Source organism: Paraburkholderia sp. RAU2J (genome assembly GCF_003634845.1).
GTDB lineage: Bacteria > Pseudomonadota > Gammaproteobacteria > Burkholderiales > Burkholderiaceae > Paraburkholderia > Paraburkholderia fynbosensis.
Genome location: NZ_RBXG01000001.1, coordinates 3265489 through 3290220 on the forward strand (window position 1 = coordinate 3265489; position 24732 = coordinate 3290220).

Annotated in this window: 19 protein-coding genes; 7 read left to right on the plus strand and 12 right to left on the minus strand. The window is 64.7% G+C overall.

Annotation, left to right across the window (positions count from 1 at the left end):
- Window positions 1-108 precede the first annotated feature (108 nt).
- Entirely contained in the window at window positions 109-2604 is a 2496-nt protein-coding gene (locus B0G69_RS14920) for a transglycosylase domain-containing protein (protein ID WP_121318113.1), read from the minus strand.
- Between the two features lie 187 nt (window positions 2605-2791).
- On the opposite strand from B0G69_RS14920, the gene fabV reads away from it, so the two are divergent.
- Both fabV and B0G69_RS14930 read left to right on the plus strand, forming a co-directional pair.
- Window positions 2792-3988: an enoyl-ACP reductase FabV gene (gene fabV / locus B0G69_RS14925; RefSeq protein ID WP_121318115.1), complete on the plus strand. Its 1197-nt coding sequence runs from the start codon at window positions 2792-2794 to the stop codon at window positions 3986-3988.
- A 337-nt stretch (window positions 3989-4325) separates the two neighbouring features.
- Window positions 4326-4751, plus strand: a complete 426-nt coding sequence (locus tag B0G69_RS14930; RefSeq protein ID WP_147440731.1) for a hypothetical protein — start codon at window positions 4326-4328, stop codon at window positions 4749-4751.
- On the opposite strand, the gene B0G69_RS14935 is transcribed toward B0G69_RS14930, so the two are convergent.
- The 3 genes from B0G69_RS14935 to B0G69_RS14945 all read right to left on the minus strand — a co-directional run bounded on the left by B0G69_RS14935 (window position 4730) and on the right by B0G69_RS14945 (window position 7059).
- Entirely contained in the window at window positions 4730-5074 is a 345-nt protein-coding gene (locus B0G69_RS14935) for a hypothetical protein (RefSeq protein WP_121318119.1), read from the minus strand. The genes B0G69_RS14930 and B0G69_RS14935 overlap by 22 nt on opposite strands.
- Before the next feature lie 236 nt (window positions 5075-5310).
- Window positions 5311-5934, minus strand: coding sequence for a glutathione S-transferase (locus tag B0G69_RS14940; protein ID WP_121319428.1), 624 nt, complete (start codon window positions 5932-5934; stop codon window positions 5311-5313).
- A gap of 228 nt (window positions 5935-6162) precedes the next feature.
- The gene (locus B0G69_RS14945) at window positions 6163-7059 is read right to left on the minus strand and encodes a LysR family transcriptional regulator (protein ID WP_121318121.1); all 897 of its coding nucleotides are present in this window, start codon (window positions 7057-7059) and stop codon (window positions 6163-6165) included.
- Between the two features lie 126 nt (window positions 7060-7185).
- Here B0G69_RS14945 and tam point away from each other — a divergent pair, with 126 nt between their 5' ends.
- A complete protein-coding gene (gene tam / locus B0G69_RS14950) occupies window positions 7186-7962 on the plus strand; it encodes a trans-aconitate 2-methyltransferase (protein WP_121318123.1) in 777 nt (258 codons plus the stop codon).
- A 191-nt stretch (window positions 7963-8153) separates the two neighbouring features.
- Window positions 8154-8519, plus strand: a complete 366-nt coding sequence (locus B0G69_RS14955) for a hypothetical protein (RefSeq protein ID WP_121318125.1) — start codon at window positions 8154-8156, stop codon at window positions 8517-8519.
- Window positions 8520-8540: 21 nt separating this feature from the next.
- Here B0G69_RS14955 and B0G69_RS14960 read toward each other — a convergent pair whose 3' ends face one another.
- The 3 genes from B0G69_RS14960 to B0G69_RS14970 form a co-directional block, all read right to left on the minus strand.
- Window positions 8541-9755, minus strand: coding sequence for a porin (locus tag B0G69_RS14960; protein ID WP_121318127.1), 1215 nt, complete (start codon window positions 9753-9755; stop codon window positions 8541-8543).
- 58 nt (window positions 9756-9813) lie between these two features.
- Window positions 9814-11265 carry an APC family permease gene (locus B0G69_RS14965; protein ID WP_199731220.1) on the minus strand — a complete coding sequence of 484 codons (1452 nt, stop codon included), beginning with the start codon at window positions 11263-11265 and terminating at the stop codon, window positions 9814-9816.
- 296 nt (window positions 11266-11561) lie between these two features.
- Entirely contained in the window at window positions 11562-12557 is a 996-nt protein-coding gene (locus B0G69_RS14970) for an AraC family transcriptional regulator (RefSeq protein ID WP_121318129.1), read from the minus strand.
- A gap of 202 nt (window positions 12558-12759) precedes the next feature.
- Between B0G69_RS14970 and B0G69_RS14975 the strand changes: the two genes are divergently transcribed.
- From B0G69_RS14975 to styD, 3 genes are all read left to right on the plus strand, one after another.
- Entirely contained in the window at window positions 12760-14745 is a 1986-nt protein-coding gene (locus tag B0G69_RS14975) for a primary-amine oxidase (protein ID WP_121318131.1), read from the plus strand.
- Window positions 14726-15739, plus strand: coding sequence for a hypothetical protein (locus tag B0G69_RS14980; protein ID WP_121318133.1), 1014 nt, complete (start codon window positions 14726-14728; stop codon window positions 15737-15739). The genes B0G69_RS14975 and B0G69_RS14980 overlap by 20 nt, the downstream gene beginning before the upstream one ends.
- A 70-nt stretch (window positions 15740-15809) precedes the next feature.
- Entirely contained in the window at window positions 15810-17291 is a 1482-nt protein-coding gene (styD, locus tag B0G69_RS14985; RefSeq protein ID WP_121318135.1) for a phenylacetaldehyde dehydrogenase StyD, read from the plus strand.
- A gap of 163 nt (window positions 17292-17454) precedes the next feature.
- Here the strand turns inward: styD and B0G69_RS14990 are convergent, their stop codons facing one another.
- The 5 genes from B0G69_RS14990 to nirD all read right to left on the minus strand — a co-directional run bounded on the left by B0G69_RS14990 (window position 17455) and on the right by nirD (window position 24721).
- Window positions 17455-17820 (minus strand): metalloregulator ArsR/SmtB family transcription factor, encoded by a 366-nt coding sequence (locus tag B0G69_RS14990; RefSeq protein ID WP_121318137.1) that lies wholly within the window; start codon window positions 17818-17820, stop codon window positions 17455-17457.
- Complete coding sequence (locus B0G69_RS14995) at window positions 17804-18265, minus strand: SRPBCC family protein (protein WP_121318139.1); 462 nt, start codon at window positions 18263-18265, stop codon at window positions 17804-17806. The genes B0G69_RS14990 and B0G69_RS14995 overlap by 17 nt, the downstream gene beginning before the upstream one ends.
- 304 nt (window positions 18266-18569) lie before the next feature.
- Window positions 18570-19937, minus strand: coding sequence for an MFS transporter (locus B0G69_RS15000; protein ID WP_121318141.1), 1368 nt, complete (start codon window positions 19935-19937; stop codon window positions 18570-18572).
- 199 nt (window positions 19938-20136) lie between these two features.
- Window positions 20137-24324 carry a bifunctional nitrate reductase/sulfite reductase flavoprotein subunit alpha gene (locus B0G69_RS15005; RefSeq protein ID WP_121319432.1) on the minus strand — a complete coding sequence of 1396 codons (4188 nt, stop codon included), beginning with the start codon at window positions 24322-24324 and terminating at the stop codon, window positions 20137-20139.
- Between the two features lie 46 nt (window positions 24325-24370).
- Window positions 24371-24721, minus strand: a complete 351-nt coding sequence (nirD, locus tag B0G69_RS15010; RefSeq protein ID WP_121318143.1) for a nitrite reductase small subunit NirD — start codon at window positions 24719-24721, stop codon at window positions 24371-24373.
- Between the last annotated feature and the right edge of the window lie 11 nt (window positions 24722-24732).

Consider the following 24732-nt stretch of genomic DNA (forward strand, 5'->3'; position numbering starts at 1 on the left):
CACTGGAACCGAAGCCTCGCTCAGCGACACGCTCGACACGCTCATACTCCGCTCGCACCACAGCCGCCGCACCGCGAGGACCGAGGCCCGCTGCGGCCTCCTCCAGTCTCAGTGCGCCGTGCCGCCGTTTGTCGCGGCCCCTTCGCTGGGCGCGCTATCTGAGTCCGGCGGCACGACATCGTCCGGCGTGGGCGTCGGCGCAATGGCCGGCGCACCGCCGCCGCGCGCTTCACCGTCGACCGCCCCGCTCGCGGGCACCGGCGTCGAACCCGGCGCTTGCAGCAGCGGCGGCAAATCGCGCGGCTCGACCACGGTCTCCGACACGGCGGACGCCGCCGACGCCTGAGGCGCAACGGTTTCAACCGGCGCCCGGCGCACCGGACTGCGCGGCGCAACCGGCTTCTCCCGTTTGGCCGGCGACGCCGCCAACCACTGCTGGAGCCACTCACGCAAGCGGCCGGTGCGTTCGGCGAACCAGCCCGGTTCCTGCGCCGTATCGAACTTGACATGCGTGTCGACCAGCCGCGAGCGTTGCGCGCGCTGGAAGAAGTCGCCGACGATCGGCAGCGCGCTATGCGCCCCCTGCCCCCAGTAATCGCTGCGCAAGGTGACCCGGCTGTCGTTGAAGCCCACCCACGCGCCCGCCACCAGTTGCGGATGAATCAGGATGAACCAGCCGTCCGCGTTGCCTTGGGTCGTACCCGTCTTGCCCGCGACGTCGCCGCGCACGCCGAAGCGGCCGCGGATGCTCGAACCGGTGCCGCGGCTCACGACGTCGCGCATCACGTCGACCAGCGTGCGGGCGGCATCGGCGGGCAGTTCCTGGCGGGGCGGCGCCGGCGCGAAATCGGCCAGCACCTCGCCGTTGCGATCCTCGACGCGGGTGACCATCACCGGCTCGACATAGCCGCCGAGGTTGGCGATCGTGCCGTAGGCCGACACCATTTCCTTGAGCGTCACCGGGCTCGTGCCGAGCGCGAGCGACGGCACCGGGTCGAGTTCGCTGTCGCGCACGCCCATCGCGCGGGCGAGGCGCGCGACCTTGTTCGGGCCGACCGTCTCCATCACCTGCGCGGTGATGCGGTTACGCGAAAACGCGAGCGCGTCGCGCAGGCTGATGGCACGCTCGCTCGGTTCGTCCTCGTCGCTCGGACGCCAGACCTCGCCGCCCGCCAGCGGAATTTCGACGGGTTTGTCGACCAGCGTATCGGACGGTTTGGCGCCCGCCTCGAAGGCCGCCGCGTAGACGAACGGCTTGAAAGTCGAGCCCGGCTGACGGCGCGCCTGCTGGACGTGGTCGAACGGGTCCTGGCTGAAGTCGCGGCTGCCGACCCATGCCCTGATCTGCCCGTTGCGCGGGTCCATCGCGAGGAAGTCGGCCTGCACGCGCGTTTTCGTCTCGCAGACCGACTTCACCAGATCGTGATCGGATGCGACGCGCTTGAGCGCGTCGTCATCGCTCAGGCCCGCGTCTTTCGCGGCGCGGAATTCGGGCGTCTCGCGCAGGAAAGTCTGCAGCAGGTCCCGGCCGTTCGAACATCCCGAGCGCGTACCCCACGCCGAGTTCGCGATGCCCTGCAACTGGTTGCCCTGCAGCGTCACCGCCTGGGTCGCCATGTTCTGCAAGCGCGAATCGATGGTGGTGCGCACCACGAGGCCATCGGAGTAGATGTTGTAGTCGTTGCGATCGGCCCATGCCGCAAGCCACTTGCGCAGTTGCTGCGCGAAGTGCGGCGCGGGTCCGGGCGGCTCGGTCTGACGCTCGAAATCGATGCGCAACGGCCGGCGCTTGAGCGTCTCATAGGCGGCGGGCGTCAGCTTGCCGTACTTGACCATCTGCGCGAGCACCGTATTGCGGCGATCCAGCGCGCGCTCCGGGTTCAGCACCGGGTTGTAATAGCTGTTGCCCTTGAGCATGCCGGTGAGCGTCGCGCTTTCCAGCACGTTCAGGTCGGACGCCGACTTGTCGAAATAGGTGCGCGCCGCCATCTCGATGCCGTACGCGTTGTACAGGAACGGCACCGTGTTCAGATAGGTTTCGAGAATCTCGTCCTTGCTGTAGAGCGCTTCGATCTTGAACGCCGTGATCGCTTCCTTGAGCTTGCGCGTGAGGGTCGGCGCGCGGCCGATCTCGTCCGGATAGAGATTGCGCGCGAGCTGCTGCGTGATGGTCGAGCCGCCCTGGCGGTCGCCGGAAAACGTATGCAGCGCGGCCGATGCGGTGCGCCGCCAGTCGAGGCCGAAATGCTGATAGAAGCGGTGATCTTCGGTCGCGATCAGCGCGCTCACCACGTTCGGCGAGATGTCCTTGAGCTTGACCCACTCGCGATTGGACGGCTTGAACTCGGCGAGCAGCTTGCCGTCGGCCGAGAGAATCCGCGCCGGCTGCTCGATCTTCGCCTTGCGGATGTCGCCGATGCCCGGCGTGAACGGAATCAGCAGCAGCACATACAGGAGCAGCAGCACCGGCAGCGCGGCGCACGCCCACGCCACGCCGCGGCGGGTAGGATGGCGCAGGTGCCATAGCGCCTGCGCGACGTGCGGGTTGATGCAGGTCAGCCCTTTGTCGAGGGCCGCCAGAAACGAGGGGATGAGGCGCTTCACGCTTGCTACCGTCTGCCGGGAAAGGCGCAATCCTACCAAGATGCGCGGCGGCGGCGGATTTTTGCGTGATAGACGGCAAGCCCGGACGGCAACCGGCGTCGGCCAACCGGGTCGCCAAACCGGCACGGCGCGCCCGCAACAATCGGGGGCCACTATAATGTCGCCAAATTCCGACAAGAGGTGCTTCATGATCATCAAACCGCGCGTGCGTGGCTTTATCTGCGTTTCAACCCATCCGACCGGCTGCGAAGCCAACGTCCGCGAACAGATCGAGTACGTCAACGCACGCGGTCCCATCGCCAAGGGCCCGAAAAAGGTGCTCGTGATCGGCGCATCCACCGGCTACGGCCTCGCCGCGCGCATCAGCGCCGCGTTCGGCTGCGGCGCCGACACGCTCGGCGTGTTCTTCGAGCGCGCCGGCAGCGAAACCAAGGCGGGCACGGCAGGCTGGTACAACAGCGCCGCGTTCGAGAAATTCGCCACGGAAAAAGGCCTGTACGCGACCAGTATCAACGGCGACGCGTTCTCCGACGAAGTCAAGCAGCGCACCATCGAGGTCATCAAGCGCGATCTCGGCCAGGTCGACCTCGTCGTGTACAGCCTCGCGGCGCCCAAGCGCACGCATCCGAAGAGCGGCGAAGTATTCAGCTCGACGCTCAAGCCAGTCGGCCAGGCCGTGAACCTGCGCGGCATCGACACGGACAAGGAAGTTATCAAGGAAACGGTCCTCGAACCGGCGACGCAGACCGAGATCGACCACACCGTGGCGGTCATGGGCGGCGAAGACTGGCAGATGTGGATCGACGCGCTGCTCGAAGCCGGCGTGCTCGCGGACGGTGCGAAGACCACCGCGTTCACCTATCTCGGCGAAAAGATCACGCACGACATCTACTGGAACGGTTCGATCGGCGCGGCCAAGAAAGACCTCGACCAGAAAGTGCTGGGCATCCGCTCGAAACTCGCGGCCAAGGGCGGCGACGCGCGCGTGTCGGTGCTCAAGGCGGTGGTCACGCAGGCCAGCTCCGCGATTCCGATGATGCCGCTGTACCTGTCGCTGCTCTTCAAGGTCATGAAGGAGAAAGGCACGCACGAAGGCTGCATCGAGCAGGTGTACGGCCTGTACAAGGAGAGCCTCTACGGCGCCGCGCCGCATCTGGACGACGAAGGCCGTCTGCGCGCCGACTACAAGGAGCTCGACCCCGAAGTGCAGGAGCGCGTGCAGGCGCTGTGGAACCAGGTGACCAACGAGAACCTCTACGAACTCACCGACTTCAGCGGCTACAAGACCGATTTCCTGCGGCTGTTCGGCTTCGAGATCGCGGGCGTGGATTACGAAGCGGACGTCAATCCCGACGTGCAAATTCCGAAGCTCGTGCAGGTTTGAGTCGCGTTTGAGGTTTGATGTTTGACGCGCGGCGGGGCTCGCTCGATGCGGGCTCGTCGCGCGGTTGCGCTGTTCGTTTCGTCCCGGGCTGACGGGCTGCCGTGGCCCACGTTGCGAGGACCCGCGTGCGATGCCATTCGAAGCCGCCGAAGCCGCCGAAGCCACCGAAGCCACCGAAGCCACCGAAGCCACCATGTAGCAGCTCGTCCAACGCCATACGGGCCGGGTTGGATACCGGCGCGGCGTGAAGTCGGAAGGACTCTCGGCGAGTCCGCCGGTCATCGACTGTTCCGGCTGGACCGCCCTGCTTCTGTCGCGAGCGCTGCAAGCGCACAACGTGGCGGCCGCCCGCGCGGTGTTCACCGATGACGACATCGCCGCGCTGCATACGTGGTCCGAGCGCATCATCCACGAGATCGGGCAGCGCACCGGCTTCGTCCTGCAAGGCACCGCCCTCACGGCCGACGCGTTGCCGCGATGCGCGACCATCGGCCTGAAGATCGGCAATCCCGCCTGGGCGGCCAATCATCCCCGGCCGCGAGGCATCACCCATATCGTGCAGATCGTCCGCCGTCCGGACGACGACGCTCCGTTCGTTTCCGAATCGTTCGATGGTGCCGTCGCCGGCATCCGGCTCACGCCGCTCATGCGGTGGCTCGCGCGCGCCCAGCCGGCGCTCGACGCGAACGAGGCGTGGGCCGTCGACGCCTTCCGGCTGGCCTCAGGCGCGGCGCGCGGACATCAGCACGGAAACGCGCCCTGAAGCGCACGGAGAATCGCGAGGCCGATCGGAAAATCGTCCGAAATGCCGGGGTGGTTGGCAAAAAATGCGTCGAGCAACGGATAGACGGTCTGATTGCCGATCGCAAGCGTTGGCGGCGGGCAGAACAACTGCGGCCGCTTCTTTGCGACCAGGTCGCCATTCGCCCAACCGTACGCGTTGATCGTGCCGGTGATGTACGCGGCGTAGACCGAGTTGTTGTCCGCATGAGCCCACTGTTTGTACTGGGCCGCCGTCATCTCGGCGTTCGCATTGAGAGCGAAAAACGCTGTCAGCAAAGCCAGCGCGAATTTCGATAACCGCATCGTAGAACCTTCAATCCGTGTCGCAAAGGCGGCCATTGTAGGGGAGTCGCGGCGTGGTGCGCAGAAGCGTTGCGTACGCGCGAATCCGTAAGCTTTCCGGTGGTTTTTTGTAAGTGGCGTGGGCATGAAAAGGCCGGGTGTGGCGCACGATGCGCCGCGTCGCTCGCGCTGTTCGCCCCGGCGAAAAACGGGTGTTTGCGCATGCCGCGCGAGCCGCGGCCGAGCGGCCGATTGCCTTATGGCGTGCCGTTGCGGCAGTAGTCGCGATAGCCTTCGCGCCCGGCCAGCCGAGCCATGTAAGCGCTAACGGCCGGAAAATCCTCGTGCTGCAGCGGCGTGTCGAGCCAGCGGTTCACCGACAGCGCGATCGGAATGTCCGCGAGCGAGAACGCCTGCCCCGCGATGAACGCGCCCGTGCGCTCCAGTTGTCCTTCGATGATCGCCATATGCTTCGTCCAGTTCGCGCACGACAGCGCGATCTGCTGCTGATCCTGATGGGCGGGAGAATGCCGCACCAGCGCGAGAAACGCGTAACTCCACGAGCGATTGAGCTCACTCGCCTGCCAGTCGATCCACTGGTCGCAGCGCGCTCGCTCGCACGGATCGCCCGGATAGATCGCCTCGCCGTGATAGCGGCCCGCCAGATAACGGATGATCGAATTGGATTCCCACAGCACGAAGTCGCCGTCGCGGATCACGGGCACCATCGCGTTCGGATTGAGCGCGCGAAATTCCGCGACGTCCGTCGCGCGAAATCCCGACCCCCAGTCCTCCTGCTCGAAGGACAGCCCGAGTTCCGCGCAGGTCCACAACACCTTGCGGACGTTGATCGATGAGGTCTTGCCGAGTATCTGGAGCATGGTCGTTCGTCGTTGACGGATGATCTGATGAAAAGGCGGCGACGGCTGCCTGCGTGTGTTCGATGTGATGCAACGCAAGTCGAGCATCGGGGGTGCGAGACGGCACGGAAGCCGGCGGTGGCTTCGACGCGACGCGGATCTCTCGTCGCCGCTGCCGCGCGTGACGGCGCGGGCCTTTGCGCATGAACCCCACCGCGCTTACCACCGCGCGTTCCCCCTTCCCTGCCCTTACCCCTTCAACGTCGCCTGCTCGCGAATCATGTCATACAGCGCCTGCGCCGCCGGCGACAGTTGCGCGGTCTTGCGCGCGACCAGCACCAGCGTGCGCGACACCACCGGCTGCGTCAACTCGACCGTGCGAACCGTAGGATACGCGCCCTTGTGCAGCGCGAGCGCCGGCACCACGGCCGCACCGACGCCTTGCGCGACCAGCCCGACTGCCGTCGAGCTGCGCTGGACCTCGTAGAACGAGCGCAACGCGAGTCCGCTCGCTTCGAGCGCGCCATCGAGCAACGCGCGATTGCCGCTGAGCTCGCCCGCGAAGATCAGCGCATACGCATGCAATTGCCGCCACGCAATGCGCCGCCGCTTCGCGAGCGGATGGTCCTGATCGCAGATCAGCACGTAACGGTCCTTCGTCAACGGCACATTGACCAGATCCGGATGCGGATCGCGCGCGATACTGATGCCGAATTCGACCTCCCGCCGCAACACGGCCTCCTCCACCGCCGCCGACGCGTGATCGAGAATCTTGATGCGGTTATGCGGATAGCGCGCCGCATACGCCTGAAGAATGCGCGGCAGATACTGCACGCCCACGGTCGGCACGCAGGCCATCGACACGTCGCCGCGCCGCGCCATCCCCGTCTCGCGGATTTCGACCAGCGCGTCGGCGAGTTCGCCGAGCAAGCGGCGCGCTTGCGGCAGGAAGCTGCGGCCGATTTCGGTGAGCGCCATCGACCGGGTGGTCCGCTCGATCAGCGTGACGCCGAGAAACGCTTCGAGCTTGCGCAGCCGTTGCGTCATCGCCGTTTGCGTGACGTGCAGCGAATCGGCCGCGCCCTGAAAGCTGCCGCGATCCGCAATCGCGACGAAGGCCTGGACGCCGAGCGTGTCGATTTTCATTAGAAAAATGAAGGAATCGGATTGATAAATTCATTTTACTCCGGTGACGTGTCGAGCCGAGAATGCGTTTTTGAACCCAGCCGCAAACCGGCCGGTCAGTACGACCCGCATACAAAGGAGCGTCAGATGACAGAGACAACGGCTTGGCAGGCGAAACAGTACATGCTGTTCGAAAACGAGCGCACCCGTCCGGTGAGGGATCTGCTCGCCGCGATCCCCGCGACGGACGTGCGCCACGCGGTCGACCTCGGCTGCGGCCCCGGCAATTCCACCGAAACGCTTGCGGCGCATGCACCGGGCGCGGCGATCGTCGGTCTGGACAGCTCCGCCGACATGATCGCGGCGGCCCGCCAGCGCCTGCCGCAATTCCGGTTCGACGTGAGCGACATTTCGACGTGGGACGCGCCGGGACCGTACGATCTGATCCTCGCCAACGCGGTGCTGCAATGGGTGCCCGGCCACGAGCGGCTATTTCCCTCGCTCGTGCAGAAACTCGCGCCGGGCGGCAGCCTCGCCGTGCAGATGCCGGACAATCTGGACGAACCCGCGCACCGTATGCTGCGCGAGGTCGCCGCGCACGGCCCGTGGGCGCCCCGGCTCAAGGGCGTCGAGCGGACCATGCGCTTTGGCGCCGGCTGGTATTACGGCCTGCTCAAGCCGCTGTGCACGCGGGTCGACGTGTGGCGCGCCGTCTACCATCACCCGCTCGCAGGTGGGGCCGGCGCGGTGGTCGAATGGTTCAAGGGCAGTTCGCTGCGGCCGTTCCTCGCCGCGCTCGACGACGCAGAACAGCAGGCCTTCCTGCAACGCTACCAGGACGAAATCGCGAAGGCCTATCCGGCGCTCCCCGACGGCACGGTGCTGCTGCCATTCCCGCGGCTTTTCATCGTCGCGACGCGTTAGCCGCGCGGGCCGCATCCGGGCTGCGACGCCTGCCGCCCGAGCAGGCGCAAAGCGCATGGCCGCCTGCTGCAAACAGTGCGCCGGGATACGCTGGAAATTGCCGCGCCTGAATTTTGCGTGATATTGTTACTGAAAGCGCGGGACGGCGTCTCGCCGTCCTCTCCGGGCAATTTACAGCAGCGAGCGTCGCCATGAGTGATGTACGCCATCATCTGAGTCCACGTGACCGTTTGGAGCTGTTGTGCTGGCTCACATGCGGGAGCCTTGGCGCCTATTACCTGAACGAAGACTGGCCCGACGCGGCGTTTCACGTGCAGTCCGCGCACAAATGGCTCGACCGCCGCGCGCGCGAGGCCGACTGGCTGAGCATCGCGAAGCTGTCGGCCACGGCGCTCGACATCGCGCAGCGGCACGCCCGCTTCGTCGATACCGATTGGGCGCGCGACGCGGTCGAGGAAATTCTCGATACCGACGACCTCGATCCGCAATCGCGGCTGGTCAGGCAAGTGCTGGCGGATTGCCAGAATGCGCTGGCGGATCGCCGGCTCGCGGATTGAGTCATCGCGGGTGCGGCGCGTTCAGAAGTTGTGCCGCAACCCGACGATCACGGAAAGCTGCTTATCCGAGTCTGAGTTGACGATATTCGGAATCTGCGCGAGGTTCTGCGTCGCGCCCGTCGACGGATCGATCGCCAGCCCCGCGCCCGAAGACTTCTGCCCGATCGCCACCGCGTATACCGCGGTGCGCTTCGACAAGCTGTACACCGCCCCCAGATTCACCTGATGCACCCGCGTCGACGCGCTGCCCGACGGTCTGGCGTCGTTGAAAATATAGGCGAAGCCTAGCTGCAAATCGGGCGCCAGCGCGTACGTGGTATTCAATTCGGCGATATCGAACGAAATATCCGCGCCGTCGGGCCGCGCCGTACTCGCGAAGTACTGACTCTGCGATAACCGCGTATGCGTGTAAGTCAACGCCACGCTCGCCTTGCCGAACGCATACGCCCCCCCTGCCCCGACTATCCGCACCTTGCTCGCGTCCTGCAGCAGGCAGTACGACGCGCCGGGGTTGGCGCAACTGAAGTCGCCGATATAACCGTTGGCGCCGCCCAATGCCGCGTCCAGCGGCTGGTTCAACTCCAGATATCCCGCGCTCAGCGACAACGGCCCGTGCACGTAATTCGCGGCGAGCGCCCATCCCTTGTTGCGTGAAAAATCGCCCGCGACGCCGCCGAGACTGAACAGACCGCCGAGCGTGAAGCCGCCGAAGCTCGGGCTGATGTACTTGATCGAGTTGTTGAAGTTGAACGCTTCGTTCAGATTGTCGACGTCGCCGACATGCGAGCCGTACAGCGTCGCCCAGTTATTGCTCGACACATAGGCGCCGAGGAAATCGGAGAACGGATCGTACTGGCGGCCGAAGCTGAGCGCGCCGTACGTGCCGTTGTTCAGGCCGACCCACGCGTTGCGGTTGAACAGCGTATTCGATTGCAGCATCGCGCCGTTGCCGATCAGGAAGCTGTTTTCCAACGTGAAGTTGACCGTCGTGCCACCGCCGATGTCCTCCGTGCCCATCAGGCCCCAGCGCGACGGCACCAGATTGCCGCCCGCCAGCTGATAGTTCGCGTGGCCGCTGGTGCTGCCGTCGGCGTGCGTCGTCTGCTGGTTGTTCGTGTAGACGAGGCCGGCATCGACCGTGCCGTACAGCGTGACTGAGGATTGCGCGTGTGCGCCCATCGCGAGGCCGAGCGCGGCCAGCGCAAGCGCCGGGCGCTTGACGAATTTGTCTGCCATGTTTTTGCCGGAAAAGTGAGGTGAGCTGTGGTGAGCGTGGAGCGATGCGCCGAGACGCTTACTGGCCGAAGCCCGCGTAGATGTCCGGCCGCTTCTTGCGCAGGATGAGACCGATCAGCACGCCGACGAGCGCCACGGCGAACACGATCCAGGGGAATGACTTGACGATCGGGCTATCGGAGCCGCTCAACGCATCGAGATTGCGCACGAGAATCACGCCGATATACAGCAGGCCGAGTCCGCCGAGCAGCGGCGCGAGGAACGAGTGCCACAGGCGGGTATCCTTGCGCGTCTTGCGAAAGAACGCGATCACCGAAAAACTCGTCACCGCTTGCAGCATCACGATGCCGATCGTGCCGAGCGCCGAACTCCAGCTGAACACGATATTGAACACGTCGCTGCCCGACGCGATGAACAGTCCGAGCAGCACGCACACGGACAGCGTTTGCAGATAGCTCGCGACATACGGCGACCGGTATTTTTCATGCACGCGGTTCAGCGCTTGCGGCAGGATGCCTTCGAGGCTCAACGCGTGGATATAGCGCACCAGCGTGTTATGAAACGACAGCAGACTCGCGAAAATACTGCTGAGCAGCAGAAAGCTCATCACCGTCGTCACCGCGCCACCCAGATACTTGCCGGATTGAATGAACCAGAAATCGCCGGGCTGTCTGGTCGCGACGTCGACCACGTCGGCGAGACCGTACGCGCAGACAATGGTCCACGTCACGAAGGCGAAGAACACGAGGATCAGCATGACCGACACATACGTCGCGCGCGGCACGGTCACTTTCGGGTCGCGGCATTCCTTGCCATAGATCGCGGTGGCTTCGAAACCGATGAACGACGCGAACGCGAACATCACCGCAATGCCGAGGTGGCCGCTGAAAACATGCTGCGGCGAGAACGGCGCGAGCGTGAGGCCGTTGGGCCCGCCGCCGTGGATTACGATCGCAATCGCGAGCAGCAGCAGGATGCCGAGTTCGAGACACATGAGCACGCCGAGCAGGCGGCTATTCAGATCGATGCCGCGAATGCCGGTGAATTGCACCACCGCCACGCAGATCAGCGAATAGCCGTACCACGGCAGCGCGGTATGCAGCAGCGGCGACAGGATCACCGTGCAGAAGAATCCAAACAGCCCGTATAGCGCGATCTGGATGAACGTGTACGACATCAGTGCGACGAGCGCGCCAGCCATGCCCAACGGCCGCCCGAGTCCCGCGGTAATGTAGGCGTAGAACGCACCGGCACGCACCACGTGCCGGCTCATCGACGCAAAGCCGACGCTGAAGATCAGCAGCACGAGCCCGGCAATCACGAACGCGCCAGGAATGCCCGCGCCGTTGCCGAGACTGATCGCGGGCGGCACCGCGCCGAGCATGCCGGTCAGCGGCGCCGCCGCGGAAATCACGAGAAACACGATCTGCCACAAGCCCAGCGTATTGCCCTTCAATTCCACGGGGTTCTCCGCGTCGACCAGACTGGTCGGCGAATAGGGTTCGTTCATCGCTGCCTCTATGTTGTTGGCTAGTCTGAAACTCGCCAGAACCCTCGCACTGCTGGTTATGGCGCTCGCTTGACCGACGTCAAATGCTTCGGGGTGAGCGCATGGTAGGTAGCTAAAAAATAAAGTGACTTCGCGAACTGCGCCAAATTTTCGATAAAGCGCGCCAATGCGGGCGAACCCTGAATTCGCCAGTCTGCAGCAGATACTTAGGAAACCAGACGTTATTTTCCGGTGAGCTCAGCGCGAGGTCGCGCGATACTTTCGGAATGAAAGCAGCATGCGTGCGCGGCGCGCGACTATTTTTTCCAGCTGCGTGTGGCGCGCCATAACACGGTCGCGTCGGCATAACCGACCGCACGCGCGATCGCCGCATTGGTGAGCCCGTCGCGTTCGAGCAATCCCGCGACGCTGCGCTGCCGCTCCTCACGCAGAATCTGCCGCACAGAGGTGCCTTCCTGCGCGAGATGCCGTTGCAACGAGCGATGCGAGAGGCCGAGGTCTTTGGCGATGTCGGCGACGATCAGCTTTTCATGCGCAAGCCGCCGCGTAATCAGATCGCGCACCTGCTCGACGATGCTGTGCGGCATCGCATCGTTCGCAATCAGATCAGTCGCGTGGCGCTCCATCATGCGCGCCATTTGCGTGTCGGCGCTTTTAAGCGAAGCGTCGAGATCCTGCGGACGCAGGATCACACCATTGAAAGGCTGCTGAAAGCGCACCGGTACGCGAAAGATGCGCGCGTAGGGTTTGAGATCGGCGGGCGCCGCGTGTTCGAAATGCACTTCGACCGGATTCCAGGCGGCGCCGCGCACGAGCCGGATCATGTTGCACATGGTCGACAGGCTGTATTCCGCGTCCTGGCGGCGCGGCCAGATTTGCGGACTGGCGATCTGGTAGGTCCAGATCGGCCATTCGTCGTCGCGCAGCACTTCGCAGCTCGTCGTGTTCTGCCACGAGGCGAGCGCGAGCGAGAACTTGCGCATCGCCGCGTTCAGCGTGGGCGACGAAAGAAATACGAGGCCCGCCGGCCCGAGTTCCGTCAACTGCAATTCGCTGCCGAGCCGCAAGCCGAGCGACGCTTCGCCGAGCACGTCGGCCGCGCGCTCGAAGGCCGCCACGTAACGCGTGAGCGGCAGGATTTCATACGGATTGGACAGTAGCCGCCGGCTCATGCCGAACGCTTCGAGCAGCGCGTCGCAATCGGCACCCGACTGATCGAGTGCGCGCACGACCGGTCCCATGACCGCTGCGCGAATCATCGGGAAACTGCCATTGAGTGTGACTTTTTTCATGCTGAGCGTCTCCTCCCCAGTCTGCGCTGTCGTGTGGCCCGAGTCGTTTTCTCTGGCGCACTTTATCGCTCAATTGGCGCGATAAGCAAGCGCAAAAATAATATTGGGTTCCTACGATTTGCCATCGACTCAGCGTGCGCCGCGTGTCACCGGTGCTGATCGGCACGCTGTCCGGTCCAGCAAACATCTTTACGGGAATCTGATGAACACGAATGCCACGAAAGCTGCCCACCCCCTCGTTCATCCGCTCGACCCACTGAGCGGCGAAGAAATGCAGCTTGCCTGCGATCTCGTGAAGGCCGCCGAAAAACTCGATTCGTACGCTCGTTTCCCGATGGTCGAATTGCGCGAGCCGCCGAAAGCCGAAGTGGTCGCCTTCGAAGCCGGCGACTATTTTTCGCGCACCGCATTTGTGCTCGCGATCGACCGGTCGAATGGCGCGACGATCGAATTCGACGTGGACCTGAGAGAAAAACGCATCGCGTCGCGCCGGGTGTTGCCGTTCGACCAGGCGCCTTACGGCCAGCCGCCCATCATGATCGACGACTTCATGAACGCCGAGCAGATTGTCAAGAGCGACGAAGCCTGGCGCGTGGCGATCATGAAGCGCGGCCTCAGCGAAAAGGATCTGGAGCGCGTGCAGGTCGATCCGTTCTCGGCCGGCTGCTTCGATCGCGAACACGAAAACGGCCGGCGTCTCGTGCGCTGCGTGAGCTACTACCGCGAGACGCTGACCGATAACGGCTACGCGCACCCGATCGAAGGCGTGCTCGCGGTGGTCGATCTGCTCGACAAGAAAGTGATCGAACTGGTCGACGACGGCCGCATCATTCCGATTCCGCGCGCCAAACACAACTACGACACGCCGAGCCTCGGCCAGCCGCGCAGCACGCTCAAGCCGCTGTCGATCAATCAGCCCGACGGCCCGAGCTTCACGATCGACGGCTGGCACGTGAGCTGGCAGAACTGGACCTTCCGCGTCGGCTTCACGCCGCGCGAGGGGCTCGTGCTGCACCGACTGTCGTGGGACGACGGCAAGCGCGCGCGGCCGGTCATCTACCGCGCGAGCGTTACGGAAATGTGCGTGCCCTACTCCGATCCGAGCACCAACCACTACTGGAAAAGCGCGTTCGATGCGGGCGAGTACGGGCTCGGCAAACTCGCGAACCAGCTCGAACTCGGTTGCGACTGCCTCGGCACGATCCGCTATTTCGACATCCCCTCCGCCGACGACTTCGGCAACGCGTTCGTGATGAAGAACGCCGTGTGCATGCACGAAGAAGACTACGGCACGCTGTGGAAGCACTATGAATTCCGCACCGGCGTGTTCGAAATGCGCCGCTCGCGCCGTCTCGTGATTTCGTTCTTCGCGACGGTCGGCAATTACGACTACGGCTTCTACTGGTATCTGTATCAGGACGGCACGATCCAGCTCGAATGCAAGCTGACCGGCATCGTGCAAACCTCGGCGGTGGCCGACGGCGACACGTATCCGTGGGGCGGCATGATCACGGAGAACCTCGGCGGCCCCACGCACCAGCACTTCTTCAATGCGCGCATACACATGATGGTCGACGGCGAGCGCAATACCGTCACCGAACACGAATTCGTGCCGCGTCCGATGGGAGATACGAATCCGTACGGCAATGTGTTCGATACGACGAAGCAGGTGCTGAAGACGGAGAGCGAAGCCGCGCGCCTCGCGAATGGCCGCACGGGCCGCTACTGGAAAGTCATCAACCCGAACGTGACGAACGCCGTGGGGGCGAATCCGGGCTACAAGCTGATCGTCAACGACTCGCCGCTGATGCTCGCCGACGAGCGTTCGAAAGTGCGTCAACGCGGCGGCTTCGCGACGCGGCACGTGTGGGTCACGCCGTTCGATCCGGCCGAGCGCTATGCGAGCGGCGACTATCCGAACCAGCATTCGGGCGGCGACGGCTTGCCGCGTTATATCGAGGCCAATCGCAACATCGAGAACGAAGACCTCGTCTTATGGCACAGCTTCGGCCACACGCACGTGTGCAAGCCCGAAGACTTTCCGGTCATGCCCGTCGAGTACGCCGGCTTCATGCTCAAGCCGAACAACTTCTTCGCCGCCAATCCGACGATGGACCTGCCGGCCGAGCGCGACCTGAACAGCGTCGAAGATGGCAAGCCGATGGATCATGGCTGCTGCAAGCACTGATGCGGCGCTGCGCGGCGCGCGCCGCGCCGGCGACACGGCAAGCGCGCTTGCCGTGTGCGCGGCCGGCTCCGCTTGCGTGCTGATCGCTGGCGGCGGCGCTGCGTTGTCGATGCGCGCGGGCCTCGGTCCACACTCCAGCGCGCTGTGGATGAGCGCGCTCGCGCTCGCGACGATGATGGGCGCGCCGCTGCTGATGGCGCGCTCGACACGCCGCGCCACCGTCGCAACCGCCGCAACATTGATCATCACGATGAGCGCGATGAATGCGTTACCGGCGTATCTGAGCGGACTGCAGCACGGCGGCGTGCTGGCCGCGTTGATGATCGCAGCGGGCGGCGCTTTGCTGTTTTACTGGCGGCAACTGTGCGGCACGCTCGCCAATGAGCGTCATCACGCGAATGACCGAGCGCAAACGACGCGCGCAGCAAGCACAACGGCGCTGCTCGCGTTGCTCGCGGGCATGTCGAGCGGCAGCCTCGCGCGCTTCCAGTTGTTTGCTGTGTGCGGCGCAGGCGCTGCGAACGGCGTTCAACCGCTCTGGCACATCGCGCTCTTGCTGGCGGCGGTATGCGCGCTGGCCCGCTACGCCGACCGCTCGCGCAACGACAGGATGTTGTCGACGTTGTACGTCGCACGCGCGCTGCTGATCGGCACGCTCGCAACAGTCGATAACCCCGCGCTCGCCCCACTCGCGGCAAAGCTATTTCTGCTGCTCGACTGCCTGACGATTCCAGCCCTCGCGAATCTGCGAGGCAACACGAGGCGCGCGCTGAGCGCGAGTTGTCCCGGCATCGCGCATCACATCGGCATGCTGGCAGGCGCCGCCTTGTCGACCACCCCCTACTTTTTTGGCAACGGATTCGTCGTGCTGTTCGGCATCAGCGCGGCCGCGAACCTGATTTGCGCCGCGTCGCTCGCCGCCCATTGGCGCGGCACGAAGACGTTCCACTTGCACGCACACCGGTATCACAACGACGCGCACTCATCCGGTTAGCGTCGCAGCAGTTGCACCCACGGACCACGGACCCACGGCCTCAAGACGCACTCAACGGAGACGAAGCACCATGAGCGAATACCATCACGCAGCGGCGGCGTTGCCGCGGACCATGTTCATCGACGGCGAGAAAACCCGCAGCGCCGCGGGCAAAACCTTTCCGGTCTTCAATCCGGCCACGGCGGAAGAACTCGCACAGATTCCCGATGCTTCGGAGTCCGACATCGATCACGCGGTGAGAACCTCGAAGGCCGCCTTCGAATCCGACGCGTGGCGCAGAATGCCGCCGGCCGCGCGCGAGCGTCTGCTGCTCAAACTCGCCGAGCTAGTCGAACGACATACCGACGAACTCGCCGCGCTGGAAACGCTGAACCAGGGCAAGCTGATCGGCTTCTCGAAGATGCTCGAAGTGTCGGGCAGCGTTCAATGGCTGCGCTACATGGCCGGCTGGGCTACCAAGATCGAGGGGACCACGTTCGATCTGTCGATTCCGTTTCCGCCGGGCACGCGCTACAACGCATCGACCCGCCGCGTGCCGGCCGGTGTCGTCGCGGCCATCGTGCCGTGGAATTTCCCGCTGCTGATGGCAGTGTGGAAAGTCGCGCCGGCGCTCGCGTGCGGCTGCACCGTCGTGCTCAAGCCCGCGGAAGAAACGCCGCTGAGCGCGATCCGTCTCGCCGAACTCGCGCACGAAGCAGGCTTCCCGCCGGGCGTGTTCAACGTGGTCACCGGCCGGGGCGAAACAGCCGGTGCGGCACTGGTTAGGCATCCTCTGGTCAACAAGGTCACGTTCACGGGATCGACCGAGGTGGGCCGCGTCATCGGCCGCCAGTGTGCGGGTGATCTGAAGCGCGCGTCGCTGGAACTGGGCGGCAAGAGCCCGGTGATCGTGCTGGACGACTGCGACCCGCGCAAGGCGATCGAAGGCGCGGCGGGCGCCATCTTCTTCAATCACGGCCAGGTGTGCACGGCGGGTTCGCGCCTCTATGTGGCGCGCTCGATCTACGATGAAGTCGTGCAAGGTGTCGCGGCGGTGGCCGACGGCATCGCGCTCGGCTCTGGCTTCGATGCGGCGACGCAGATGGGACCGATGGTGTCCGCACGGCATCGCGACAAGGTGGTCGGCATGATCGCGCAAGGCAGGCAGGAAGGCGGCGAGATCCTGTCACGCGAGGCGCGCGTGGACGGCGACGGCTACTTCGTGCGCCCGACCGTGATTGCCAACCGCGCGTGCAAACCGCTGTCCCTGGTCAGCGAAGAAGTGTTCGGACCGGTGCTCGTCGCGATGCCTTATGACGATCTCGACGAAGTGCTGGCGCAGGCGAACGCGTCCGAATACGGACTCGGCGCGAGCGTCTGGACCAATCAGCTCGACAAGGCGCTGCGGCTCGTCGAGGGGATCGAAGCGGGCACCGTATGGGTCAATACGCACAACATGGTCGATCCGGCGATGCCGTTCGGCGGCTTCAAGGCTTCCGGAATCGGCCGCGAACATGGCAAGGCGATCATCGACGCGTATACCGAGAGCAAGTCGGTTTGTATTGCGTATTGATCGGGCGTTGCCTGCGCGCCGCTTCGTCTGCGTGGGGATGCCATAGCGCAAACAGACGATTTACCGGGACCTTGCGCCACCGCGCATCACGTCCCGGTCGAATCTTTCGAATCGCACAATACCCGCGCGCACGCGGTGATACCCCAGGCGCCGAGGAACTCCCTCACTCCTCCACCATCGCCGTCAACCTCGACAAGGCGTGATCCCACTGCTGCGAAATCGCGTCGAGCGCGCGGCGCGCTTCGTCGAGATGGGCCGGCTCGAACGCCCACAAGCGCTCGCGGCCGACCTTCGCGTCGCGCACGAGGCCCGCGTTCGCGAGCACCTGCAGATGCTGCGTGACCGACTGTCGCGTGATCTGCGTGCCCGCGGTCAGTTGCGCGATCGACATCGCACTGCCCGCACATAACACCGCGATCAGCCGCAGGCGCGTTTCGTCGCCGAGCGCCGCGAAAATCGGCGCGGAGTTCTTCAGCGCCGACGTTTTCAGACTTGCATTGGCCGACGCGGTCCTAACCTTTGGCGACATGCTTTTCGATGTTGACCAGCTGATGATCCCACCCGCCGCTGTTCATGCGGAACGCCTCGTCGCGGCGCGCGGCCGGAATCCGGTCGAAGCCCGATTCGACGACACGCAGCAAAGTGCCCGCCTCGAGCTCGGTCAGCTCGAATACGACGAGCGTGGTCGGCTCCGGCGAGTAGTCGAGCGCTGCGTCGATCGCGGCCGGATGCCAGCGCCACGACAGATGATGCTCGGGCTCGACGCGCTCGATCAGCAGGTCGATGACGAGATGCTCATAGCCAGGGTAAGTCAGATTGGCTTGCACGGTCTGCCCGGCAATGAACTGCTTGCCGGCCAGATTCATGCCGAACCATGTGCCGAATTCCTCGGCATTGGACAGCGCGCGCCAGACCCGCGAGCGCGGCGCCTTGAGCAGAATCTGCTTTTCGATGCGATCGGTCGATGTGTTCATATGCAGCCTCCTGACTGCATATTAGAAAGCCAACGCCCAATATGCAAGGAGTTGACTGCGTATTTTTCAAGCGGATTTTCGTAGGATCTTCACGGTTCGTCGCGCTCCTTCTCCTCGTGAAGCAGCGTGCATCCGGCGAATTCGTGAGCGTGAACCGTGCGGCTGGATGCGCCGGGCAGTCGCGCCACGGCACTGCCGCGATGCGTGCGTCCCCTTCCACGTCCCCGCCGGGCGGCAGCCCTGTCTGAATCGTGCGGCCATACGCGGCGCTCAGGTGCCGCCGCGTCCCGTCTTTCGCGCGGCATCACTCGGTGGCGTGCGCGTGCATCACACCGGCTTGCATCGACCACGCCATCCACGGACGGCGCAGCGCGACGATCGCCACAAACGCGCAGGCGGCCAGTGCGCCGAACGTCGCAAAGCCCATCTGATAGCTGCCCGTGCTTTCCTTGGCAATGCCCATCACGACCGGCAGATAGAAGCCGCCGATACCGCCCGCCGCGCCGACGATGCCCGACATCAGACCCGTGCGGCCCGCCCAGCGATGCGGCACCAACTGGAAGGTCGCGCCGTTGCCGAGACCGAAGGCCACGTACAGACACAAGAGCAGCGCGATGCCGCCGGAGAGCGAAGGCATCGCTGCGGCAAACACGAAGTCGCACAACGAAATGATCGCGAGCAGGACGGTCAACGCGCGCACGCCGGACACCTTGTCGGCGATCAGCCCGCCGAGCGGCCGCACCATGGCGCCGGTGGCGGCGAGCAACGCCATGAACAGACCGGCGTCGATCTTCGACAACTGATACAGGTTCGTGAGCAGCAGCGACACATACGAGGACATGCCGACGAAGCCGCCGAACGTGATGCTGTACACGAGCATGATGACCCACGTATCACGTTCGCCGAGCACCGAGCGATAGCGCTTGGGCAGCACGGCAATCGCGAGCAGCGCGCCGATCACCGGCAACAGCAGCACACCAGTCTTGCCCGAACCGAACAGCCCGGCTTCGACCAGCAGCACCAGTACAATCAAGCCGCCGAGCGTCACCGCGAAGCTGCCGAATGCGCGTAACACACTGCCGGATTTCACACCCGCGTCGTTGGCCCAGAAGTACAGTGTGATCGCGGCGATCGCGAGCAGCGGCAGTGCGCCGCCGGCGGCCATCTGCCAACCGTAGTGCGTCGCCAGTTGCGGGAACAGGAAGCCGTCGAGCACCGCGCCGATATTGCCGGCTGCGGCGAGGCCCAGCACCAGGCCCTGCACTTTCGGCGGATAGTTGCTGCCGGCCATCGGCAGCGCCACCGCGAAGCTCGCACCGCCGACGCCGAGGAACACGCCGAGCACGAGCAGCATTTCGTACGACGGCACGGACTGCATCAGCGGCAGGACGATGGTCGGCACCGCCGACAGCAGCACCCCCATCAACGCAATGCGCTTGCCATGCGCCGACTGATACAGATTGCCGAGCGTCACGCGCAGAATCGCCGCCGACAGCACCGGCACCGCAACCAGCAGGCCCTGTTGCGCGGGCGTCATCGCAATGCTCTTGCTGATGAACGGCGCAAGCGGTCCATACAGCACCCACACGGTAAAGCCGGTGTCGAAATAGAGAAAGCACGCCACCAGCGCGCGCCAGTCTCCGCTCTTCAGGGAGCTCATCACGTTTTTCATCAGGCATCCTCATAAAACTGATTTTTCGACTATCCGACAATGGCGTCGCGCGCCATGCACCAGCCAGTCACACTATTGAAAACCGATCTGAACATGCAACGTCCATGCCATCGGGCTCCGTCTTCTGAAACTTTCCTGCGTACTCTTCCTTGAAACCTTGCGTGCGTGTTCGAACCCGCATCGAAGCGGGTGCGTAGGCTCAATACACGTCGCGTGCATAGCGCTTTTCGCGCGCGAGACGGCTCACGTATTCAGTCGCCTTCCCGTCGCTCATGCCGCCGTGCGTGGCGATCACGTCCTTGAGCGCCGCATCGACATCGCGCGCCATCCGGTTCGCGTCGCCGCACACGTAGAAATGCGCACCGTCTTCGAGCCAGGCCCACAGTTGCGCACCTTGCTCGCGCATGCGGTCCTGCACATAGATCTTGTCGGCCTGGTCGCGCGAGAACGCGAGGTCGAGCCGGGTCAGCACGCCGCTGTCGCGCATCGCTTCGAGTTCGTCGCGATAGTAGAAATCGGTGGCCGCGTGCTGCTCGCCGAAGAACAACCAGTTGCGGCCCTTGTCGCCGCGTGCGCGGCGCTCGTGCAGAAAGCCGCGAAACGGTGCGATGCCCGTGCCCGGGCCGACCATGATCATCGGCGTGTCAGCGCTGTGGGGCGGGCGAAAATGCGCTGATTTCTGCACGAATACGGGCACGTCGGTCTCGCTCGCGCGGTCCGCGAGAAAGGTCGACGACACGCCCTTGCGATGACGCCGCGCGTTGTTGTAACGCACCGCCGAGACGGTCAGATGCACTTCGCCCGGATGCGCTTTCGGGCTCGACGCGATCGAATACAGACGCGGTTGCAAACGCTTGAGCATGCCGGTCAATTCGGCGGCCGACAGGCTCACCGGAAATTCGTGCAGCACATCGGCAAGCTGCTGACCCCACAACCATTGCTTCAGTTCCGCCTTGCGTTCGGGCGCGAGCAGATCGCGCAGCGCGCCGTTGCTGCTGCGCGCGGCGATGAACGCGAGCGCATCCGCTCCCGGCCGCGCGATTTCGTAGTGCTTGCCGAGCGCATCGGCAAGCCGCATGTCGCCCGCGCCCGCCACGTTCACCGGCGCATCCGCACTCAGGCCGCTCAGCGTGAGCAATTCATCGACGAGTTCCGGGCAGTTGCTCGGCCACACGCCGAGCACATCGCCCGCTTCGTATTCGAGGCCCGAATCGCCCGTATTCAGCGAGAAATAGCGCGTGTCCTTCGCCGCGCCCTGGCGGTTCAGGCGCAGATTGCTGACGAGCCGCGACGCGGCCGGACGCGCTTTGGTCGGCACCGCGCCGGGCACCACCGCGTTGATCATGCCGCCCGGCGGCACCGCATGCAGCGCCGCGTCTTCTTCGTTGATGCGCACGATGATGCGTTCGAGCCACTCATCGGCGCTCTGCTGATACTCGCCGTCGCAATCCAAGCGGTCCATCAGACGAAGCGCGCCTTGCGCGGCCAGGCGTTCGTCGAGACGGCGGCCGTGTCCGCAGAACTGATCGTAGTTGCGGTCGCCGAGCGCGAGCACCGCGAAGCGCATGCCGTCCAGACGCGGCGCGTCGTCGGCGCTCAATTGCGTCCAGAAGCTTTGCGCGTTATCGGGCGGATCGCCGTCGCCGAACGTGCTCGTCATCAGCAACACGTACTGCGCTTTGGCAAGCGCCGAGACCGGATAGTCCGCCATGCACGCGGTGCGGATTTCGAAGCGCGACTCCATCAGACGCGTCGCATAGCGCTCGGTCAGCGATTCGGTGTTGCCGGTTTGCGAGGCCCACAGCAAGGTCACCTTGGGACGCACGCGCACGATCCGCACCCCGGATGCCTGCGCCGAGGCGGTATCCGTTTGCGCGGACGTGAGTGCGAATGTGAGTGGGGCCGAGGCTGCGGGCGCCACTGCGCTGCGACTGTAGAGACCGGCCAGCATTCCGTCCACGTGAAGGCGGTTGGCCGTTTCGAACGGCGCGCTGCGCGGCAGAACCGGCACGCTGTCGATCCCCTGCGCTTCGGCCACACGCAGGCCGCTCACGAAGCCGGCCAGATAGGCGCGCTCGGCGTCGCTCAGCGACGGCGCGGACGTCGGCGGCAATTGCAGAAGGCTGGTGAGTGCATCGATACGGGGCATGTCCTGATCCTTGATGCTGGCGGCAACGGCAACCTCATCGGCGGGTACTTCGTCATGGTCTTGCGCGGCCGGCTCGACGGCATCGAGCGTCACCGGACTCAGCGCGACCGCGCAGAACTTCAGTTCGGGCTGCTGGGAAACCGGATCGATCGCGTCGCTCGTCACCGTGTTGATGCACAGGTCGTCGCCGAATACGTCGTTCCAGTGCATCGGCGCGAAGCAGTTGCCCGCGCTCACGCGTTCGGTGACGACCGCGGGCAGCACCGCGCGGCCACGGCGTGAGCGGATCTCGACCGGGTCCTTCGCCTTGATGCCGAGCGCGGCGGCGTCTTCGGGATGAATCTCGACGAACGGCGCCGGGTTCAGCTTGTTGAGCATCGCGACCTTGCCGGTCTTGGTCATCGTGTGCCACTGATGCTGCAGGCGGCCCGTGTTCAGCACGATCGGGAATTCGCGCTCGGGCAATTCGGCCGGGGCCGCATACGGGCGGGCGAAAAACATTGCTTTGCCGCTTTCGGTCGGAAAAACAAGCCGCGGACGGCTGCCATCGGGCAGCTCCTTCAGCGTCTGGCTCACGCCGTCGTTGAGGTAGCGAACCGGATTGCGATCGGCCGAACTGGCGGACGCCAGCGGCCATTGCAGCGGCGTTTCCTTCAGACGGCGATGGCTCGCACCGCGCAGGTCGTAACCGGTTTTCTGATTCGACGCACGCGTGATCTCGGCGAACACCTCGTCGGCGCTCGCGTAGCTGAACGCGTCGGCAAAGCCCATTTCACACGCGACGCGCGCGATGATCTGCCAGTCGGGCAACGCGGCGCCGGGCGGCTCGATGCCCTTTTGCATCAGCGTGAGGTTGCGCTCGGAGTTGATCATCACGCCTTCGGCTTCGGCCCACAGCGCGCCGGGCAACAGCACGTCGGCGTAGCGGTTGGTCTCGGTGTCGAGGAACGCGTCCTGCGCGATCACGAGTTCCGCCGCGCGCAAACCGGCGATGGCGTTCTGACGGTTCGCGACGCTCGCCACCGGATTCGTGCAGATGATCCAGCACGCCTTGATGTCGCCCGCGGCCATGCGCGCGAACAGGTCGATCGTGCCGTTGCCGACTTCGGTCTTCAGCGTGCCGGGCGCAATGCCCCACAGGTCTTCGATGAACGCGCGGTCCGCGTCGACCAACACCGAACGCTGGCCCGGCAAACCCGGCCCCATGTAGCCCATTTCGCGGCCGCCCATCGCGTTCGGCTGGCCCGTCAGCGAAAACGGCCCGCTGCCGCGCCGGCAGATCTTGCCGGTCGCCAGATGCAGGTTGCAGATCGCGTTGGTGTGCCACGTGCCGTGCGTGCTTTGATTCAGGCCCATGGTCCAGCAACTGATCCATTCCTTCGCGGTGCCGATCATCTGGGCGGCGCGGCGGATGTCGTCGGCGGCGAGGCCCGTGATGCCGGCCACCCGCTCGGGCGTGTAGTCCGCGAGAAACGCGGGCAGTGCGTCCCAGCCTTCGGTGGCCTCGGCGATGAAAGCGACATCCGTCTGGCCGTTTTCGTGCAGCAGATGCAACAGGCCGTTGAGCAGCGCGAGGTCGGTGCCGGGTTTGATCGGCATGAACAGATCGGCCTTCTCCGCGGTCGCGTTGCGGCGCGGGTCGACCACGATCAGTTTCGCGCCGGCCTTCACGCGGTCCATCATGCGCAGGAACAGAATCGGATGACAGTCGGCCATATTCGCGCCGATCACGAAGAACAGGTCCGCGTGGTCGATGTCCTCGTACGAGCCCGGCGGGCCGTCCGCGCCCAGCGAGAGCTTGTAGCCGCTGCCCGCGCTCGCCATGCACAGGCGCGAATTCGATTCGATGTTATTGGTGCCGACGAAGCCCTTCGCGAGCTTGTTGACGAGGTACTGCGCCTCCATCGACATCTGACCGGACACGTAGAACGACAACGCGTCGGGTCCGTGTTCGTCGAGCAGGCCCCGCAAACGCGCGGCGGTGGTGCTGATCGCCTGAGCCATCGGCAGCGGCACCGGGTCTTCATCGCGAGCATGACGAACGAACGCGCTTTCCAGACGGCCGGACTTGCGCAATGCGACATGCGCGGACTGCCCCTTCGTGCATAACCGTCCGAAGTTCGACGGATGCTCCTTGTCGCCGGAGATCTTCACGACCTGGCCGCCCTCGACGTGCAGCACCATCCCGCAGCCAACGCCGCAGTAGGGGCAAACAGTTTTTACGCTAGTGGAGGACATGGCGGGCGACATCGTTCAAAGAAGGTGTTTCCGGAAATTCAATGGCTTAAACAGCGACCCACACGTGACCGTCTTGCACGCGGGTAGCGAACGCACCGACGGAATACGACGGAGTCTCCAGGCATTCGCCCGTGCGCAGATCGAAGTGATGCTTGTAGATCGGCGAGGCGACCACGACGCGCTCGCCGAGGCTGCCGATCAGTCCGCGCGAGAGCACCGCCGCCTGCGAGCCCGGATCGAAGTTCCCGATCGCGTACACCGCGTTGGCGGTGCCGTCGTCCACGTGGAAAACCGCCACCTGTTCGCCGTTGACCAGCGCGCACACGCCCGTATTGGGCACGATGTCGTCGAGCGGGCAGATGGCGGTCCAGGGGCGTGGTACGCGATCGTTGTTCATGGTGGAAGTCC